We start from the raw sequence: 19412 nt of genomic DNA, 5'->3' as shown, positions 1-19412 counted from the left end.
TTTGCAAAGAATTAAATCGGTTAGCTTCATATTTTTTCTTTTATACTTGGGCTGTATCCAATTGGCAGCCCAGGAAGCACCAAGAAAATACGTGGCCCTAAAGATTGTCGAGCCCCTAAGTATTGATGGAAGAGCTGACGAAACTTCATGGGCCATGGCTGAATGGAGCTCTGATTTTATTGATATTGAAGGAATAGCAAGACCCAAATTCAAGACCAAAATGAAAATGCTTTGGGACGATACTTATCTCTATTTTTTTGCGCAAATGGAGGAACCCCATGTTTGGGGTACCTTAAAGCAACGGGACACGGTCATTTTTTATAACAACGATTTTGAGATTTTCATAGATCCGGATGGGGATACCCACAATTATATGGAGTTTGAAATGAACGCCTTGAATACAGTTTGGGACCTATTTTTGACCAAACCGTATAGAAACCAGGGAAAAGTTTTGGATAGTTGGGATATCCAAGGTTTAAAATCGGCTGTTCATATAGACGGAACCCTAAATAAATCCGATGATATTGACACCGGGTGGAATGTTGAAATTGCCATCCCTTGGTCGGTACTTACCGAAGCCAGCGATAGCAAAAATCCTCCTGAAAATCAATTTTGGCGAGTTAATTTTTCAAGGGTCAATTGGGATTATGAACTGGAGGATGGGCGATACTCTAGAAAAAAGGACGAAAATGGAAAATACCTACCTGAATACAATTGGGTATGGTCTCCTCAAGGTGTTATTAACATGCATGAACCAGAGCACTGGGGCTATGTCTATTTTTCTGCCAACAATACGGGGAAAGATGATTTTTCAATACCAAAGGATGACTATATCAAATGGTATCTTTATGAATTGTATAGGGACTTTAGGAATAAAAATAAGAACAAGACAAAAGGACAATCTGCCAAAGACGGAACCTTTGGAGAATCAAAACAATTATTGGGAAGTACATTCACTCCACTACTGGAGAATTGTAAGGCCGGATTTACCATTTGGGCAAAGAGTCCCTTTACCAACCAAACATTGATGGTCAGAAATGACGGAAAATTTGAAACTCATGGGGAAAAATAGACTTTTTAGTGGTATTGCTTGCTTTTTAATTGCGTTAGGATGGATAGTATCCTGCACAAGTCCAACAAGGGAGGTGGAGAAATCATCTGAATATTCGGATATTGCATTGTTGGAACATGTAAACCCACTTATGGGGACAGATTCGGAATTTAGCCTTTCCAATGGAAATACCTATCCCGCTATTGCTACCCCTTGGGGAATGAACTTTTGGACACCAATGACGGCTAAAATGGGAGATGGTTGGACATATAATTATGACGACTATAAAATTCGCGGTATCAAACAGACCCATCAACCAAGTCCTTGGGTCAACGACTACGCCGCATTTTCCTTTATGCCGGTTACGGGCGAACTAAAATTTCAGGAAGAAGAGCGGGCCTCTTGGTTCTCGCATAAATCAGAGACCGTACGTCCGGATCACTACAGTGCTTATTTGGCGGATTATGATGTTATCGCGGAAGTGACCCCGACAGAGCGTGCGGCGCAATTTAGGTTTACCTTTCCGGAAACGGATTCCGCTTACGTTATACTTGATGCCTTCGATGAAGGTTCCATGGTCAAGATTCTCCCCGAAGAAAGAAAGATAGTCGGATACTGTAGAAATAACAGTGGGGGAGTGCCAGAGAATTTCCATAACTATTTTGTGGCCCATTTTGATACGGATTTTGAACTGACCCATACCTGGGGAGATAATTGGAAGCTAAAAGAGAATGCGACCCGGAGCGAAGGGGATCATGTGGGGGCTATCATTGGCTTCAAGACCAAAAGAGGCCAAAAGGTTCATGTAAAGGTAGCTTCTTCGTTCATAAGTCCAGAGCAGGCCCAATTGAACCTGGATAGGGAAATAGGTAGCGATACATTCGACCAAACCCTACAAAAAGCATCTTCGGCCTGGGAAAAGGAACTAAATCGTATTCAGGTTACTTCGGATAATTTGGATGATATACGGACTTTTTATTCCTGCTTGTATCGGGTGCTCCTATTTCCTAGGAAGTTCTATGAATTGGACAAGGATAGCAAGGTGGTCCATTACAGTCCGTATAACGGCAAAGTAGAATCGGGTTATATGTTTACGGATAATGGTTTTTGGGATACGTTCCGTGCTGTATTCCCCTTTTTCAACATGATGTATCCTACCCTAAACTCCCAAATTATGGAAGGCTTGGCCAATACCTATAAAGAGTCCGGTTGGCTACCGGAGTGGGCCAGTCCCGGACATCGAGACGTAATGATAGGTTCCAATTCGGCACCGATAGTCGTCGATGCCTTTTTACAGGGGAACGTCCCCGAAAAGGACAAGTCAATATTGCTTGAGGCCTTGCTTAAAAACGCTACCGTGGAAGAAGGTCGGCCCGAAACATCGGTAGGGCGGGAAGGTATTGACTATTATAACAAATTGGGCTATGTACCTTACGACGTGGATATTCATGAAAACGCGGCCCGTACTTTAGAGTATGCCTATGCGGATTTTACCATAGCCCAGATGGCCAAAGTGATGGGAAGGGATAGTTTGGCGAATATGTACTTCTCCAAATCCATGAACTACAAAAACCTTTTTGATCCATCTACGAAACTCATGCGGGGCAAGAACAAGGATGGCAATTTTCAGTCTCCCTTTAATCCCTTGAAATGGGGGGATGCCTTTACGGAAGGTAATAGCCTACATTATACATGGTCTGTTTTTCATGACGTTCAAGGCCTCCTTAATCTAATGGGTGGGGCCAATGAGTTTACCAAGATGCTGGACCATGTTTTTGAAATGCCACCGATATTTGATGATTCCTATTATGGCTTTACCATTCATGAGATACGTGAAATGCAAATTATGAATATGGGGAATTACGCCCACGGAAATCAGCCCATTCAACATATGATATACTTGTATAACTATGCAGGTAAGCCATGGAAGACCCAAGAAAAGATTCGGGAGGTATTGACCAAATTGTATACCCCAACACCAGATGGGTATTGTGGTGATGAAGATAACGGGCAAACTTCGGCCTGGTATGTGTTCAGCGCCTTGGGCTTTTACCCGGTAGCGCCCGCCACCGACCAATTTGTTATTGGTAGTCCTCTTTTTGATGAGGCAAAACTACACTTGGAAAATGGGAATACCTTTTTGATCAAGGCCAAGGGCAATGGAAGGAATAGGCCCTATATTCAAAATGCGAACCTAAATGGACTCAATTTTGGACAGACGTGGCTCGGAGTAGAAACTGTTCAAAATGGCGGGGAACTCATTTTTGAAATGGGATTGGAACCCAATGAAAGTTGGGGGGTATCTGCAGAATCCAGACCTTTTTCATGGAGTAATTCTGGAAAACCTTAGAATTTTATTGGCAAGCGATATTATAACAGCTACTGATGTATAGATTTTTTCTTTTTCTCGTCGTTTTCATCAATCCGCTTTATGGGCAAAAACAGCCTGTGGAGTATGTAAATCCCTTCATCGGAACTTCTAACTTTGGCACAACTAATCCAGGTCCCATTGCCGTAAGGGGAATGGTCAATATTTCGCCCTTCAATGTGGCGGGAGAACAAAACTTGCCACTGGAAAAGGATAGTCGCTGGCTGTCTACACCCTATGTTCATGAGAATACTTTTTTGACCGGATTCAGCCACGTAAATCTAAGCGGGGTTGGCTGTCCGGAATTAGGAGTCGTTTTGGCCATGCCGACTACCGGGGAAATTGAGACCGATCATTTGAAATATGGATCCACCTATTCCTCCGAAATATCGGAAGTAGGGTACTATTCCAATCATTTGGATAAATACGATATTAAGATGGAGGCTACGGCCACCACAAGGGTAGGGGTAAGCAACTACTCTTTTCCAAAAGGGGATGCCAATGTTCTACTGAATTTGGGTTTGGGACTTACCAATGAGCAGGGAGCAAGCGTTAGGGTGGTTTCCCCTACTGAAATAGAGGGAATGCGGTCGGTCGGTTCATTTTGTTACTACAAGCCGGAAGAAGCCTATCCGGTATATTTCGTAGCCCGTTTTTCAAGACCGGCACAAGAATTTGGAACTTGGAAAAAACCAACAAAATATAACGGGATCGAATCCCAATGGATGGGTTACAACGGGAAAACCAGATTAATGCGGGGCTATACCAAAGAAGTTGTTGGTGATAGCATTGGGGCGTATATGCGATACAGTTTTGAGGAACCGACCCAATTGGAATTGAAAATTGGCATATCCTATATAAGTATAGCCAATGCCAGGGAAAACATGGAAAAGGAAACTTCCGATAGAAGTTTTGATCAAATTCTACAAAGTGCCAAGGATGAATGGAATCGATATTTGTCCAAGATTGAGGTGGAAGGGGGCACGGAAAAGGATAAAATCAACTTTTATACGGCCTTGTACCATACCTTGATACATCCGAACACCCTAAACGATGCAAATGGGGACTATCCCAAAATGAGGACACGGGAAACTTTAAAAACGGATGGGACCCGTTATACGGTTTTTTCGCTTTGGGACACTTACCGCAATTTACATCAGTTGATGAGCCTGGTTTATCCCAAGCAACAATCCAACATGGTGAAGAGCATGTTGCAGATATATGATGAGAGCGGCTGGCTTCCGAAATGGGAATTAAACGCCACGGAGACAACCACTATGGTGGGAGACCCAGCTGGAATCATCATTGCAGATACCTATCTCAAGGGAATCCGTGATTTTGATGTCCAAAAGGCATACGAGGCCATGATAAAAAGTGCGGACCAAACAGAGAACAATCCGCTTCGACCAGGAATTAAAGACTATTTGGAAAAAGGGTACCTCACCACAAAGACAACTAATAGTGGTTCGGTTTCCACGACCCAGGAGTATAATATTACGGATTATGCTATTGCCCAATTGGCCAAGACTTTGGGCAAAAAGGAGGATCAAAAACGATTCGCAAAAAGAGCTTTGTCCTATCGAAGTCTATTTGACCCCAGTATCAACCTGCTGAGGCCCAAAAATGATGATGGAACTTGGCTAACGCCCTACAATCCGGAATCCGGAGCCAATTTTGAAAAAAACTTGGGGTTCATAGAGGGCAATGCTTGGCAATACACCTTTATGGTGCCCCATGATATTAGAGGGTTGATGAAAATGATGGGCGGACCCAAAGCCTTTTCGGATCGCCTGCAGGATGTCTTTGATAAAGATCAATTTGATATGGCCAATGAACCGGATATCGCCTATCCATATTTGTTCAATTATGTAAAAGGCCAGGAACATCGAACCCAACAAAAGGTATCCGAACTTTTGGAAACCTATTTCAAGAATAGCCCGGACGGTCTTCCTGGAAACGATGATACGGGAACTATGTCCGCCTGGGCGGTATTTTCCATGATGGGACTGTATCCGGTTAATCCGGCAGAGCCCATTTATGCCCTTACCAGACCGGTTTTTGACTCCGTTACTGTCCATTTGGATACCAAGTATTACCAAAACGATGAATTGAGGATTGTTCGGAGCGGTCCAACCAATGGGAATGGAAAGATTAAAAGAATAAAACTGGATGGGAAACCGATAAAGGAATTTTTTGTTTCTCATGATGATCTGGTAAACGCTTCCACCTTGCATTTTGAAATGGTATCCGAATAAAATTTCACATTTAGACTATGTCAAAAATCGTATCTCTTCTCCTAATTATTGCTGTGACTTTCCACGTGTCATGTACCGATGGGCGTCTACAGATTTTTGAGAACGGAAAATCGGATTATGAAATAGTATTTATGGGTGAAGCAACGGAGAGCCCGAATGGATCTGCGGAATTACTACAAGAGTATTTCCAAAAAATGGGTGGGGTGGTACTGGACATTGTGGATGAAAGCTCCCAAGATGCCGCAAAGCACAAAATCTATATCGGAAACATAAAGGGGGAGCCATTGGTGCCCCATCAAATTGTTATCAGGTCACAGGCGAAGGACCTATTCATTTTTGGGCATTCCGATTTGGATACCCGGTATGCGGTCTATGAATTTTTGGAGCGTTACCTAGGCTGTAAATGGTATGCCCCCGATGCTACGCACATTCCGTCTAAAACGACCTTGGCATTGGAACCTATGAATTATGCCTATACACCGGAGATAACTACGAGAACGGTACATTCTAGATTATTTTATGAAAACAAGAACTTCGCCGACCAACAGAAAGTGACCTATGAGTCTTTTCCGTATTATGTCCCGGAGGCCAAGGTACACACCTTTCATCGGTTTTTACCGGAGGAGAAGTTCTACGCCTCACACCCGGAATATTATGCCCTAAGGGGCAATCAACGATTACCGACCCAATTATGTCTCACCAATAAAAGGGTACTGGAAATTGTTAAGGATTCGGTAGCCGTCTTGTTTGCAAGAAATCCGGAAGCTTCCGTAGTTTCTGTGAGTCAGGACGATAATCAACAATATTGCCAGTGCGATTCCTGTCGCAAGATAGACGAGGAAGAAGGTAGTCCTTCGGGGACCATGATCCGCTTTGTAAATGAAGTGGCCGCCGATTTTCCGGATAAAACTATTTCTACCTTGGCCTATCAGTACACCCGTAAACCCTCCAAGACTAGACCAGCAGACAATGTGTTGGTAACCCTTTGTTCCATAGAATGTGACCGTGCAGCACCTATTGCTGAAAAGTGTACCGATTTTGCCGAGGATTTGGAAGGTTGGGGAAGATTAACGGATAATGTGAGAATCTGGGATTATACCACCCAGTTCACCAATTTTCTGGCACCCTTTCCCAATTTAAATACGTTACGGCCCAACATTCAATTATTTAGGGATAACAATGCGAAATGGGTCTTTGAACAACATAGCCATAATCCAAGTGAACTTTTTGAACTACGGTCGTACATAACGGCAAAATTGTTATGGAACCCCGATTTGAATCTGGACGCCTTGTTGGCAGAGTTTACCGAGGGGTATTACGGGGTAGCTGGAACGTACATTAAGGCCTATGTAGATTTGATTCATAGCGAACTGGAAAAAGATACGGATTTCTTTTTATTCCTATATGGGGATCCTTCCGAGGCATTTGATTCCTATCTACGGCCCGAACTATTGAGGCGATATACGGAGTTGTTCGATAAGGCCGAAAATGTGGTAGCTGGCAGCCCGGAATTGGTAAGAAGGGTAAAAAAGGCGCGCTTGGGAGTGGATTACGCCCTTTTGGAAGCAAGTAGAAAGAATATCGACGAGACGTACAGTTTGATGATTGCGGAAGATGGAGGGACAAAAAAAGCCAATCCTAGAGTAGTGTCCGTTTTGGACAACTTTATGGAGACGACTTCAGGGCACAATATAAAACTCATGAATGAAATGGGCTTTACGGTAAATGAGTATGGTAAAAATTATCTATCCGCCCTGGAAATCGCTCAAAAACCCAATAAAGCCAAAGGCAAAAAAGTAGTTACTTTATCGAAACCCAAAAAATATGCTAATGAGGATCCCTTAGTCCTTACGGACGGTGCCTTGGGAGGAAGCAGTTTTTATGCCAATTGGCTGGGATATGAAGGGAAAGATATGGAAGTAGTTTTGGATCTGGGAGAGTCTATGGAGATACGGACAATCTCTTTGGCCTTTTTACAGGTGACCAATCACATTGTCTTCTTACCATCCGCAGTGTCCTATTCAGTATCTTTGGACAACAAGGATTTTCAAGGTCTAGGTACCGTACCTAACCCCTATCCCTTAAAAAAGGATAGCAAAGTAAACGATATCCAATATTTTGATATGGATTTTGCACCAGTACAGGCGCGCTATGTTAAGATTAAGGCAAGGAATACCAAGACCCCGTATTGGCATCATGCTGCGGGATTGCCCTCATGGATATTTGCTGACGAGATAATCATCAATTGATGAATCGGGTTTCAGCGGTATTACGTTGCCTTGTTTTAGCTAATTCTGCGTAATCCATGGAACAACGCTATTTCTTTTTCAGCTTCCATCTTGCAATGATATCATTCTCCCTATCCTCGGATATGCCAAAAACCACGTCATATCCTTCTTCCTCAATGAATCTTTTCTTCTCGAAGGAAAGATAGCTTGTCTTAACAGTTTTGTCGTAATCCGTAAACACCAGTCCATGGTCGATAGCCCTTTTATTACTGATTTGATAAAAACCAGGTTCAGGGTCCGAGGCGACCGGAATCCAAAATGGAACCTCCATAAAGGGTTCGAGCTTTGCCTCTTCGACTAAAAATTTAGGGTCTATCCATAGCACCTTCACATCGCTTTTTAGTGCCTTTTTTGCTTTGATCAGCAAATCCTTATAGCCCATGGTTGAGGCCGGGCCTACCAAATTAAAATACCCTCCTAGGTTTTTTTCAAGGCATTGTGCAATGAAATTGCCAATATCTTGAGCATCTATAAATTGAACGGGATCATTGGAATCGGGCGCTAGGATTTCTTTTCGGTTTTTTATCCGATTTAGCAAATACCTCCCAAAAGGACCAGAATCCCTATCACCGACTATAGCGCCGGGCCTTACTATGGTAAATCGATTGGGGAATGCTTCGGCTACTGCCTTTTCACACAACACTTTGTTGAGGTTGTAGTTGCCCTCCTCAAAGGTATCTCCCTTTCGCGTTGCCGTATTTTCATCCAATCCAATGGTTTCATAGTTGGCATACACCGCTATACTGGACACGAAGACAAAGTGCTTTGCCCTATCTTTTAAAATAGTCAAAGCGTTTTTAACAAAATTGGGGTTTTGTGGCCACACATCGATAACAACATCCCACATTTCTTTTTCTTTGGTCAGATTGCGATATCCGTGAAGCCCATTTTCCCGATCTCCCCTTATTTTGGATAGTTTGGGAAATAGATTCGGATTGGTTATTCCCCTATTGAACAAGGTTACATTATGTCCCTCCGCAACAAGGGAGTTCACAATAGCAGGCCCCAGAAAGTTTGTGCCACCCAATACCAATACGTTGCGTTTAATGGTCGAAATGGGATTGGCCAGTATAAATGGCATGGAGAGGGTTGCTGCTCCGGCTAAGGAGAAATCTTTTAGGAATTTTCGTCTGTTAATATGCATAGGTGTAAAGTTTTAGTTCTATTGATGGATTTAAAAGTAGCATTTCAACAGTTGGTCCTTGTACGGAACAGTACCAAATGGCTGCTATTCCTTATCAATGCATGAAAAAAACACCTATTTGTTATTAGTTTCCTATATGATGTAGTTAATACTCTTTTTTTGTTATTTTATACTTGGATTTGGATTGTTCAGCTATTTAGCGCATAAATTGTTCAGAATTTCCTCACCTATGAAAAGAATAATTAGGCATGCTATTTTCTGGGGTCTATATATCCTCTTTACCGTAGGAATCTATTATGTACAAGAACCCAACTTAGGATTACATATCACCTATGAATTGGCCTCCTTACCTGCAAAATTTTTTGCGGTATACGCTACGCTTTATTTTATTCTGCCTCAATTTGTGTTGAAGAAAAAATATGGACTGGCTTTCGTGCAATTTGGACTATTATTGATTATTGGAGTGTTTTTTTTACGATTATTGGTATGGGCCACGGTTTATCCGACTTATTTTCCAGAAGTTGATACTGAGCTAATTCCGGACAACCCGGCGAAACTCATCTCCCCTTTGTTAGATCTTATCATTGTATCTTCAATGGTAGTAGTTATCAAGTTGGTACGGGATCGCGAAAAACAGGAACTGGATCATCTGAGCCGCACAAAATCCAATATTCAAAATGAGCTACAGCTTTTAAAATCACAATTACACCCCCATTTCCTGTTTAACACCTTAAATGGATTATATGCCCAGATATTGGAGAAACCGGAAACGGCGGCAAATATGGTCGTTCAACTTTCTGATCTTTTACGTTTTATACTGTATGAGGCACAGGAGGCCATGGTAGAGGTTGAGGAGGATTTGGAATGTTTGGGGAACTATATAGCGCTGGAGCAAATGCGATATGGCGATAAACTGGATTTAAGCTACACCATTTTAGGAGTATCCGCTAACAAAATGATTCCGCCCTTATTGCTCCTTCCTTTTGTTGAAAATTCATTTAAGCATGGTACATCCAAGGATTATGAAAAGTGCTGGATAGAATGTAAAATTGAGTTATTGGAGGATGTTCTCGTATTGGATCTGAGAAATTCAAAACCATCGTTTCCTGAAGAAGACGAAACTGAAAATGGTATTGGACTTAAAAATGTAAAACAGCGATTGGCACATCTTTATTCAGGAAAGTATAATCTCACCATAACAAATAAAGCAGATAGATTTTTAGTTCACTTACAAATTCCCATGGTAGACCAATGAAATGTGTAATTATTGATGATGAGCCTTTGGCCATAGAAGTTTTGACAAAGCATTTGACAAAAACGCAAGGGCTTACCTTGCTAAGGTCTTTTCAAAATGCGTTCGAAGCCCTGTACTATGTACAGACCCAAAGGGTGGACTTGGTTTTTTTGGACATTCAAATGCCAGGAATCAAGGGATTACAGTTTATCCGCATTTTAAAATATCCACCTAAAATTATTATTACGACCGCGTATAAGGAGTATGCTTTGGAGGCACTTGAACTTGGAATAGTGGATTATCTGCTTAAACCTATACCCTACCATAGATTTCTATCCGCAGTGAGCAAGGCCATGGAGATGCCATCCGGACCAAAAGCTGCTTTAATGGCACATGAGTCAAGTAAGGACAGGGACTATTTTTGTAGGGAAGGATCGGTTTATGTGAAAATTCGTGAACAGGAAATCGGTTATGTGCATGGGAATCGAAACTATTGTGTGATTCATCTATGCGATCGAAAAATAAGGGTAAAGGGTAATTTGGGCTATTATAGTTCAATTTTTTCCGAAGATAGTTTTGTAAGGGTACATAAATCGTATTTGGTCGCCCTTGCCAAGATAGAAAAGTACGATTCCGACTCGTTATGGATACATGGGGAAATAGTTCCAATAGGAAGGACGTACAAAACGATATTATGGAATTATTTGAAAGCAAAGACCTTATAAACATTATTTTTAAAGGACCTCACGATTTCTCTTTCCGATAGTCCGCAAAAAAGACCATTTAATCCGAATTTCGGGAGTTTTTCGATTCCGGACCATTTACCCATTGATACCGACGAGTGGAAGTACGGCCTTATTTCATACCAAAAATCCCTTCGTACATCGATAAATTCCGAAAATGATTCTGGGCCATCCCAAATTTGGGGTATTCCAAATCGTATTGATTATGAAAGAACGTATCAATTTACAGAAGGTGTTTACCTTTACGTGTTGCCTGTTCGTGGCCGTAGTACTTTTACTTATCAAAAAGATGATGGTCTATAACGGGTTTTAGAAAGTACATCCTTTCGTCTTCTTTTCAAATTGTTTTTTTGCGTTTCCATTTATGGAAGAATAGGGTTGATTCAAAAACCTATTCAAAGGATTGGATATTTTCTTTTGAAAGGACTTTCTATAATTCCAAATACGGGCAGCGCCCCATAAAATGAGCCATGAAATTTTGGCATAGGAAAAAGTGTTCAAATTTGAAGGCTTTTTTGCTGATGGCGACCTGGGAAGATCATTTCAACCTTTTCTTCTTTCGATTTTATTGGATACGATTTACAATGCATTGCGCTTCAAAGATACTTTTCGGGCGTATTGTAAAAACTGGGTTTATACAATTAACCTACCTTCCTATGATAGTCCAAACTGTGGAAAAAAAGAAACAAACGACATTTCTTTTTTCAGTTAAAGATTTCACAAAATAGGTTGTGTATAAAAATATTTTTTAATTTTGACCAATCGTTCAATTTAAAAAATGAGCCCGAGAACAGAGAAGCAACTAAATGAACACAAAAAGGCAAAAAAGGAACAAATCATAATGGGCGCTCTGCAACTGTTTGCGACAAGAGGCTATTTCAATACCTCAATACGTGATATTGCAAAAGAGATGAAGATGTCTAAGGGGCTTCTTTATAGCTATTTTGAAAACAAGGAACAACTGCTGAATGCGGTCATTGATTTTGCCCTAAAAGAGGCTACGGAACTTAATTTGTCCGAAGAAGATATAAAGGGTCTTGATCCAAAGGAGACTGTCAGGAAATTTATTGAAAGATTTTTCAGCGTGCTTGAGGAAAAAAAGACGTTATGGAGCCTTATCGTCTCGTTGGCCCTGCATGTAGGGTCCATACCCTCGATACAAAAAACAATTTCAAACGTTTATAAGGGGTTGATCTCACAATTGCAGGAACTCTTCGTAGGAATTGGTCATCACGACCCGGAAAACGAAGCCTTTAAGCTTGCGGCTTTGATGGATGGCATCGGTATTCAATATTTGATTTTTGGTAAAAGTTACCCTTTGGATAAAATCAAGGAAAACATCATAAGCGGTTATATAGACGCAAAATGGAAAATCTAAATTTTGAAACAAAACGGCTTCAACTTTCACCTTTTATTCCGGAGGACTCCGAGGAATTTCAACTTTTGAACAGTGATGCCTTTGTAAGAAAATACCTTTGGGATGATAGGATAATCGATGCCATGACAGCTGATGAGATTATGGAACAGAATATAAGGCATTTTGAAGACGACCAATTTGGCCTCTGGAAAATTCATTTAAAAGACCAGGATACCTTGATGGGATACGTAGGTTTATGGTACTTTTTGGACGAACCACAGCCCCAATTGCTATACGCCTTATTGAAACCCTATACCGAACAAGGATATGCTACGGAAGCCGGATCCGCTATAATAGATTACGCGTTTAAAAGGCTGGGTTTTAAGTATCTTATTGCTGCTACGGACGAACCACATAAGGCCTCACAGAGAGTGGCGAAAAGATTGGGCATGTCATTCTTGGAAAAGAGAATTGAAAACAGGAAGCCCATGGTTTTCTTCAAAATAGAAGAACGTTCCCGCAATAGAGTAGTGGTCTAGCCTTTTGGGAATGTAGTGTGGAATAGTACGAATAACCGCATACTGGGCTATGTAACTTTGCCAATGACCAAAATCGATGGATTGGTTTGTCTTAAAGCTCTAGAAAATCCTTGAATTTTTTATCCTTGACCTTAATACTACTGTTTTGCAGAGCCTCACGCAAATCTTGTCTTGCCCATTGCATCTGTTGGATGGAAATCTGCAGATTAATATTGGCCTCGTGAAGTTCGGCCCATGATTCATCCAACGTCTTTTTTGCTTCCTTAAAATGTTCCATGATCGAAATGTACGAAAAAACGAGTATCGTGACAGTGAATTCTTAAATTTTTCGATGAAAACACCGTTCGCCAACTGTTAAATGTACTATATTATGTTAAATCTTATTATAAAAGTAGTAATATACGTATTAAATTTACTATGTTGATAAAGCTGAATTACCTGTTTTTTTTGCAAAATGTCGAATCGAGGATTGGAAAAAATCTGAATATCAGTAGGTTGTGGAATGAACGGTCAACTGCCTTGCCGTTTACCCATCTATTTGGTTTTCTACGATACAAACCCGATCCTTGGTTCGTACATGCAATTGAAAAGGTGTGGCACATTAGCATAGCGAGGACTTCAAACAAAGGCGAACCATATTTCTAGCTCACTTCGTCTTTAATTTTTTGCTGACTGGTTCACTACCACGATGGGATTCAGACCTTGGCGTTAGTGACGTACACAGTATTCTCAGGTTTCAGATAATAAGAAGGTTCTAAGAGGTTTATAAATACCTTACAAAATGTGTTGACCGAATGTTTGACGGTCAATTTGATAGCCGATGGTGTCATTTGGCTTTCATCCCAAAATTAAAAACTAAAAACTCCAAAGCAAGAGCTTAATGAACTGTTCTAATAGTTTCAATAAACGTTTTTCTATGGAACCAAGTATTGAGATTGCTAGCAGGAAGTGAATGGTGCCTTTCAGGTGTTATAATAACCTATGCATTTATTCCAAATAGTGGCCGAATCAAGTCAGTTTTCTATTTGGCCCAAAGAGAAGAAACAAAAGCATATCGGTTTTATCGCCAAGTTTTTTGCGCAAGATTGAAAAAGCCCTGGTTATGTGGCCTTCAACTGTTTTTATGGAAATTTTCAGGTATTCGGAAATTTCAATATTGGTAAGGCCTTCTTGCCTACTCAAAACAAACACTTCCTTGCATTTGGGCGGTAAGGTTACAATTTCTTCTTTCACGATGTCCACTAATTGCTCAATGCTCTCTGTGTCCTTATCCTCGATTACTAAATTTAAAGCCTCTATATACCTTTTTTCCAAAGCCAAAAGAGATTGATTCTTTCTGTATTGGTCAATGAATTCGTTGTACACGGAACGGGAAAGAAAACTACTGATATTGAAATCCTCCGGAAGACTTTTTCGCTTCTTCCATAGTGCCATAAATACATTCTGTACGATATCCTGTGCTTGATAACTGTCATTGACCAAACTGTTGGCGAAGGTACAAAGCCTATGATGGTGGGTATCCACTAAGTAGGTATAGGCAGCCTCATCGCCATTTCTAAGGCGCTTGATTAGGAAAATAGTATTTGAGAATGCTTCCTTCATTCTTTGCTAAATAATGAAAAATGAACACGATATTATGTCAATATTAAAAAAATATTATCAAAAATAGAGGGAATCATAAATTGGCCTCGTCTTTTTAATAGAAATCGTCACTAAAATGCCTAAGAAGGAATTTCAAGAGCTCATTATAAAATATATCACTAGGCAAGCCAATCCAAAGGAGATGACTCTTTTACTGGAATGGTTGGAGAATCCCCAAAATCATTTATTGTTCAATGAATTTGTGAAAGTTCATTTTTTTATTGACTATGCTATGAAAAAATACAACATAGAGAAGACCAAAAAGGAACTTCTGAAGGAAATCCGAAGGGATAAAAATATCTTTCATCGGCGTCCTACAAGATTATTCTTAAAATATGCCGCCATTGCCATTTTATTTCTTGGATTGGGATACTTCTATAAAATGGATATGTTCCAAGGAAAAGAAAATGGACTTCTTGTTCCAGAAGAACAATCTATTACCCTGGAACTTGAAAATGGTTCTATTGAAATCCTGGATCCAACAGACGCAAAGGAAGTCCGTGATCCCAAAGGAAACCTGGTAGGGAAACAGAACGGTAGTACAATTGTGTATACCGAGAATACAGAAATTACAGATTTGGTGTACAACACATTGAAAGTTCCTTATGGTAAAAGATTTGATCTGCAGCTATCGGACGGTACCTTGATAAGTCTCAATGCAGGGTCGTCATTAAGATATCCTGTAAAGTTTTTAGAAAAAGGCAGTAGGCAAGTGTTTTTAACCGGTGAAGCCTATTTTGATGTAACCGAGGATATAGCACGTCCCTTTATAGTAAATGCCTCGACCCTTAACGTTGAGGTCTTGGGTACAGAATTTGCTATCGCGGCATATCCTGAAGATAATGCTTCGGATGTAATACTTGTGCAAGGATCGGTCGCTATGTACTCCGGCATGATGAATTCCGATACACCTACCAAATTAATTCCTGGAGATAAAGGTTCTATGGATAAAATATCGGCAGGTATTACGGTGGAAAGAGTAAATACCAATGTGTACACCGCCTGGAGGGATGGGGAATTGGTATTTAGAAAGATGCCTTTGGACAATATTCTGAAAAAGCTCGAGCGGCATTACAACTTAACAATAGTTAACCAAAACGCGGCACTAGGGAAAGAAGTGTTCAACGCGAGTTTTAAGGATCAACCTATAGAAAAAGTTCTGGGTTATCTCAATACCCTTTACGGAATAGAATATCAGATAAAGGATAACATAATCATTATTAACTAAACGATTCGCCTATGGCCAAAATGAAATCTTGAGCAAAACCGGGAAGTGCGCCAACACCTCCCGGTGTAGAAAGCGATTAATTAAACGAAAGAAACCACTTTTAAGCACTTAAAAATATGAAAAAACAATGGAACACGAGGTCGTGGTTGATTCCACTGCCGAAATTTGACCTGAAAATGAAATTGACCGCCCTGTTATTGTTCACTGCTCTATTTGGATTGCAGGCTAATGACAGCTATTCCCAGAAAACCAAAATCTCGTTAGATGTTGAAAATATGTCTGTTGCCTCGGTCATAGACGAGATTGAAAGCACTACGGATTTTCGATTTGTGTATATTACCAAGTTTGTTGATATAGACCGCAAAGTATCCTTAAAAGTAAAGCGCCAGCGTATCCATAAGGTATTGGCCATTTTATTTGACCGCACCGATACAGATTATACCTTAGAAGGCAAGCAAATCCTTCTTACTTTCAGGGATACGGGTAAAGAAACGCCCGAAGAAAAAGAGGAAGCGACCATTTTTGATATACAAACCGAAATTTCGGGAAATGTTACGGACGGTGAAGGGAACCCGCTACCAGGAGCTAGTATTGTTGAAAAAGGTACCACAAATGGTACGCAAACAGATTTTGATGGGAACTTTTCCTTGGAACTCCGTGGTGAAAATCCCATTTTGGTCTTTTCATATATAGGCTTTGCCACCCAGGAAGTCCAAGTAAATGGACAGAGTACCATTAACATTGCTTTGCTTGCAGACACATCTAGCTTGGACGAAGTGGTAGTTGTAGGTTATGGTACTGTCAAAAAAAGCGACCTAACGGGAGCCGTTTCTTCTGTTTCTCAAAAAGATATTGCCGATGTCCCTGTGGCATCTATTGATCAATCCATACAAGGAAGGGCCGCCGGGGTAACCGTTACCCAGACCTCTGGTGCTCCCGGAGCGGGAATAAGTATTCGTGTAAGGGGTGGAAACTCTATTAGTGGGGGAAACGAACCTTTGTACGTAATAGACGGAATTCCGGTTTATAGCAACAACAATCTATTTCAACCTGATGATGGAACACTTAATATTGGTGAAGGACAAAACGCTTTGGCCACCCTCAATCCGGGTGATATCGAATCCATTGAAGTTCTAAAAGATGCTTCTGCCACCGCAATTTATGGGTCCAGGGGTTCAAATGGTGTAGTAATCATCACTACAAAAAAGGGAGAAGCAGGAAAGCCCAAATTCAGTTATAACACCTATACCGGTTTGCAAGAAGTGTCCAGAACACTTGATTTATTGGTGGGTTCGGAACATCTGGCATTTAAAAATGAGCAGCTGGTAAATCTTGGAATACCGGTTCGCTATGGCGTACCTGATGGAAGATTTCCGCAGCCGCTAGACGAATATGGCGCAACTGATTGGCAGGACGAAATTTTTAGAACGGCACTGATAACCAACCATCAACTCTCTGTTTCCGGAGGAAGTGAAAACACTAGGTATTTTATCAGCGGAAGTTATTTCAATCAAGAAGGGACAATAATCAATTCGGGGTTCGAAAGATACAGTCTTCGAATCAATATGGATAATAAACTTTCGGATAGGATTACCTTGACCAACAGCCTTTCCTTAAGTAGAAGCCAAAATAACCCAACGGTAGATGCAGGGGGGGAAGGAGTGCTCACCAACGCCTTACGGTTTACCCCTGCCTTACCCGTTTTTGACGAAGACGGCAACTATTCAATCAATGTTGGTCCGGGATCGGGACTTTCTCAAATGGTCAATCCGGTCCAACTGGCCAGGGAAACCATCAATGAAATTGAAACTGACCGAGTTTTGGCCAATTTTGCATTGGATTACGAATTGGCCAATAATCTAAACCTAAGAGTAAGTGTTGGAGGTGATATTGTAAGCAGCCAGCGTCGACTTTTTTTTCCGAACAATTTTGAATATGCAACTCTGGCCGTCAATGAAAATGGGTCTGCCGTCTCAGCCTTTACACGTTCCACCAACCTGTTGAACGAAAATACCCTTAATTACAAATATGAGATAAACCCGGACAACGTATTTGATTTTCTTGCTGGTATAACGTTCCAGTCACAGGAAATAGAGACTTCAACGGCACAGACCAATGATTTTGTCACCAATGTGAATGGACCGGACAATCTTTCAGTTGGGGCCTCACCCCAGCCTACAATTACCCAAAGGGAAAAATGGGGTTTAAATTCATACCTGGCACGCGTAAACTACAACCATAAAAACAGATATTTGCTCACATTGAGCGGAAGGCTGGACGGCTCCTCCCGCTTCGGCGAAAACAATAAATATGGTTTCTTTCCATCCGCTGCTTTTGCTTGGAGGGTTTCGGAAGAAAGTTTCTTCGGAGAAAGCGAAACCATTAATAGTTTAAAGTTCAGGGCGAGCTATGGTATTACCGGTAACCAGGAAATTGGGCTTTATCAATCGTTGGCGCGCCTAGGGACACTACGTACGGTATTTGATAATGGGGCAAATACGCCTATCGGAGTTTTTCCTCAAAACGTTGCAAATCCAGATTTGAGGTGGGAAAAAACGGGACAATTTAATGTGGGTATGGACATAGGTCTATTTAACAGTAGGGTTCAGTTTTCTACCGATTACTATAACAAAAAGACCGAAGATTTATTAGTAGCGATTGAACTTCCGGCCACTTCCGGGGCAAGCAGTGCCTTGAGCAATATTGGAAGCCTAAGGAATGAAGGCTTGGAGTTTAGCTTAAATGCGAGGATAACGGAAGGTGAATTTAGCTGGCAGGCGAACGCCAATCTTGCTTGGAATCGCAATGAAGTTTTGGATATTGGAATTAACGATAATATAATTTTGAGTGCTGACGGAATAGGCAGCAGTAACATCATTACTAAAGGTGAATCCGTGGCTTCTTTTTATGGATTGGTTTGGGACGGTGTTTGGCAAGACCAGGCAGAAATCGATGCATCAGGCATCGCTCCAAACGCAAACCCAGGTGATTGGAAATTTAAGGATGTAAATGGAGATGGAGTCTTCAACGAGGCCGATGACCGTACCATTATAGGTGATGGTTTGCCTGACATAGTATATGGATTCACCAATAACTTTGAGTGGAAAGGGTTTGATCTATCCATTTTTTTCCAAGGTGTTTCCGGAAACGAAATTCTCAATTTGAATCGAAGAAGCTTGGAGGATGGACAGCCCAACTTTAACATGTTAACCACGGTCCGTAATCGATGGACTACTGAAAACCCCAGTAATACGAATGTAAGAATGGCCGCAAGGCATCCCAACACGGCTAGTACTTTCTTGGTTGAAGATGGTTCTTTTCTAAGATTGAGAAATGTCACCTTAGGATACAATATTCCAATAAAGTCATCATCAAAATTAGGTTCTATTCTAAGCAATGCAAGAATCTATCTTACCGGTCAGAACTTATGGACGATTACGGATTACAGGGGTTTTGATCCGGAGGTCAATTCGGAGGGGCAGGACAATGTAATATCCGGTATCGACTACGGAACATATCCTAAAGCCGTATCATATATTCTAGGGATCGATGTTAGTTTTTAAT

13 protein-coding genes are annotated in these 19412 nt (G+C 41.1%); 10 read left to right on the top strand and 3 right to left on the bottom strand.

Annotated elements, in window-relative coordinates; translation table 11 throughout:
* Window position 1 precedes the first annotated feature (1 nt).
* The 4 genes from Q0993_RS07835 to Q0993_RS07820 are packed head-to-tail and all read left to right on the top strand — an operon-like array spanning window position 2 to window position 7923.
* Window positions 2-1072, top strand: a complete 1071-nt coding sequence (locus Q0993_RS07835) for a carbohydrate-binding family 9-like protein (RefSeq protein ID WP_367279591.1) — start codon at window positions 2-4, stop codon at window positions 1070-1072.
* Entirely contained in the window at window positions 1059-3401 is a 2343-nt protein-coding gene (locus tag Q0993_RS07830; protein ID WP_299531542.1) for a GH92 family glycosyl hydrolase, read from the top strand. The genes Q0993_RS07835 and Q0993_RS07830 overlap by 14 nt, the downstream gene beginning before the upstream one ends.
* Before the next feature lie 35 nt (window positions 3402-3436).
* Window positions 3437-5674 carry a GH92 family glycosyl hydrolase gene (locus Q0993_RS07825; protein WP_299531541.1) on the top strand — a complete coding sequence of 746 codons (2238 nt, stop codon included), beginning with the start codon at window positions 3437-3439 and terminating at the stop codon, window positions 5672-5674.
* A gap of 17 nt (window positions 5675-5691) precedes the next feature.
* Window positions 5692-7923 carry a DUF4838 domain-containing protein gene (locus Q0993_RS07820; RefSeq protein WP_299531539.1) on the top strand — a complete coding sequence of 744 codons (2232 nt, stop codon included), beginning with the start codon at window positions 5692-5694 and terminating at the stop codon, window positions 7921-7923.
* 67 nt (window positions 7924-7990) lie between these two features.
* Here Q0993_RS07820 and Q0993_RS07815 read toward each other — a convergent pair whose 3' ends face one another.
* On the bottom strand, window positions 7991-9106 hold the full coding sequence (locus Q0993_RS07815; RefSeq protein WP_299531536.1) for an NAD-dependent epimerase/dehydratase family protein: 1116 nt from the start codon (window positions 9104-9106) through the stop codon (window positions 7991-7993).
* Between the two features lie 229 nt (window positions 9107-9335).
* Here Q0993_RS07815 and Q0993_RS07810 point away from each other — a divergent pair, with 229 nt between their 5' ends.
* The 4 genes from Q0993_RS07810 to Q0993_RS07795 all read left to right on the top strand — a co-directional run bounded on the left by Q0993_RS07810 (window position 9336) and on the right by Q0993_RS07795 (window position 12979).
* On the top strand, window positions 9336-10361 hold the full coding sequence (locus Q0993_RS07810) for a sensor histidine kinase (RefSeq protein WP_299531533.1): 1026 nt from the start codon (window positions 9336-9338) through the stop codon (window positions 10359-10361).
* A complete protein-coding gene (locus Q0993_RS07805) occupies window positions 10358-11065 on the top strand; it encodes a LytTR family DNA-binding domain-containing protein (protein WP_299531531.1) in 708 nt (235 codons plus the stop codon). Before Q0993_RS07810 ends, Q0993_RS07805 begins: the two co-directional genes overlap by 4 nt.
* 796 nt (window positions 11066-11861) lie before the next feature.
* On the top strand, window positions 11862-12461 hold the full coding sequence (locus Q0993_RS07800) for a TetR/AcrR family transcriptional regulator (protein WP_299531529.1): 600 nt from the start codon (window positions 11862-11864) through the stop codon (window positions 12459-12461).
* Window positions 12449-12979, top strand: a complete 531-nt coding sequence (locus Q0993_RS07795; RefSeq protein WP_299531526.1) for a GNAT family N-acetyltransferase — start codon at window positions 12449-12451, stop codon at window positions 12977-12979. Before Q0993_RS07800 ends, Q0993_RS07795 begins: the two co-directional genes overlap by 13 nt.
* Window positions 12980-13070: 91 nt before the next feature.
* On the opposite strand, the gene Q0993_RS07790 is transcribed toward Q0993_RS07795, so the two are convergent.
* On the bottom strand, window positions 13071-13256 hold the full coding sequence (locus Q0993_RS07790; RefSeq protein ID WP_299531523.1) for a hypothetical protein: 186 nt from the start codon (window positions 13254-13256) through the stop codon (window positions 13071-13073).
* A 731-nt stretch (window positions 13257-13987) separates the two neighbouring features.
* The gene (locus tag Q0993_RS07785) at window positions 13988-14581 is read right to left on the bottom strand and encodes an RNA polymerase sigma factor (RefSeq protein ID WP_299531520.1); all 594 of its coding nucleotides are present in this window, start codon (window positions 14579-14581) and stop codon (window positions 13988-13990) included.
* A gap of 115 nt (window positions 14582-14696) precedes the next feature.
* On the opposite strand from Q0993_RS07785, the gene Q0993_RS07780 reads away from it, so the two are divergent.
* Both Q0993_RS07780 and Q0993_RS07775 read left to right on the top strand, forming a co-directional pair.
* Complete coding sequence (locus Q0993_RS07780; RefSeq protein WP_299531517.1) at window positions 14697-15848, top strand: FecR domain-containing protein; 1152 nt, start codon at window positions 14697-14699, stop codon at window positions 15846-15848.
* Between the two features lie 116 nt (window positions 15849-15964).
* Complete coding sequence (locus Q0993_RS07775; RefSeq protein ID WP_299531514.1) at window positions 15965-19411, top strand: TonB-dependent receptor; 3447 nt, start codon at window positions 15965-15967, stop codon at window positions 19409-19411.
* Window position 19412: the final 1 nt, after the last annotated feature.

The organism is Ulvibacterium sp., assembly GCF_028285715.1.
Lineage (GTDB): Bacteria > Bacteroidota > Bacteroidia > Flavobacteriales > Flavobacteriaceae > Ulvibacterium.
Note: the sequence above shows the minus strand (reverse complement) of the source record. Positions and strands in the feature narration are given on the sequence as shown.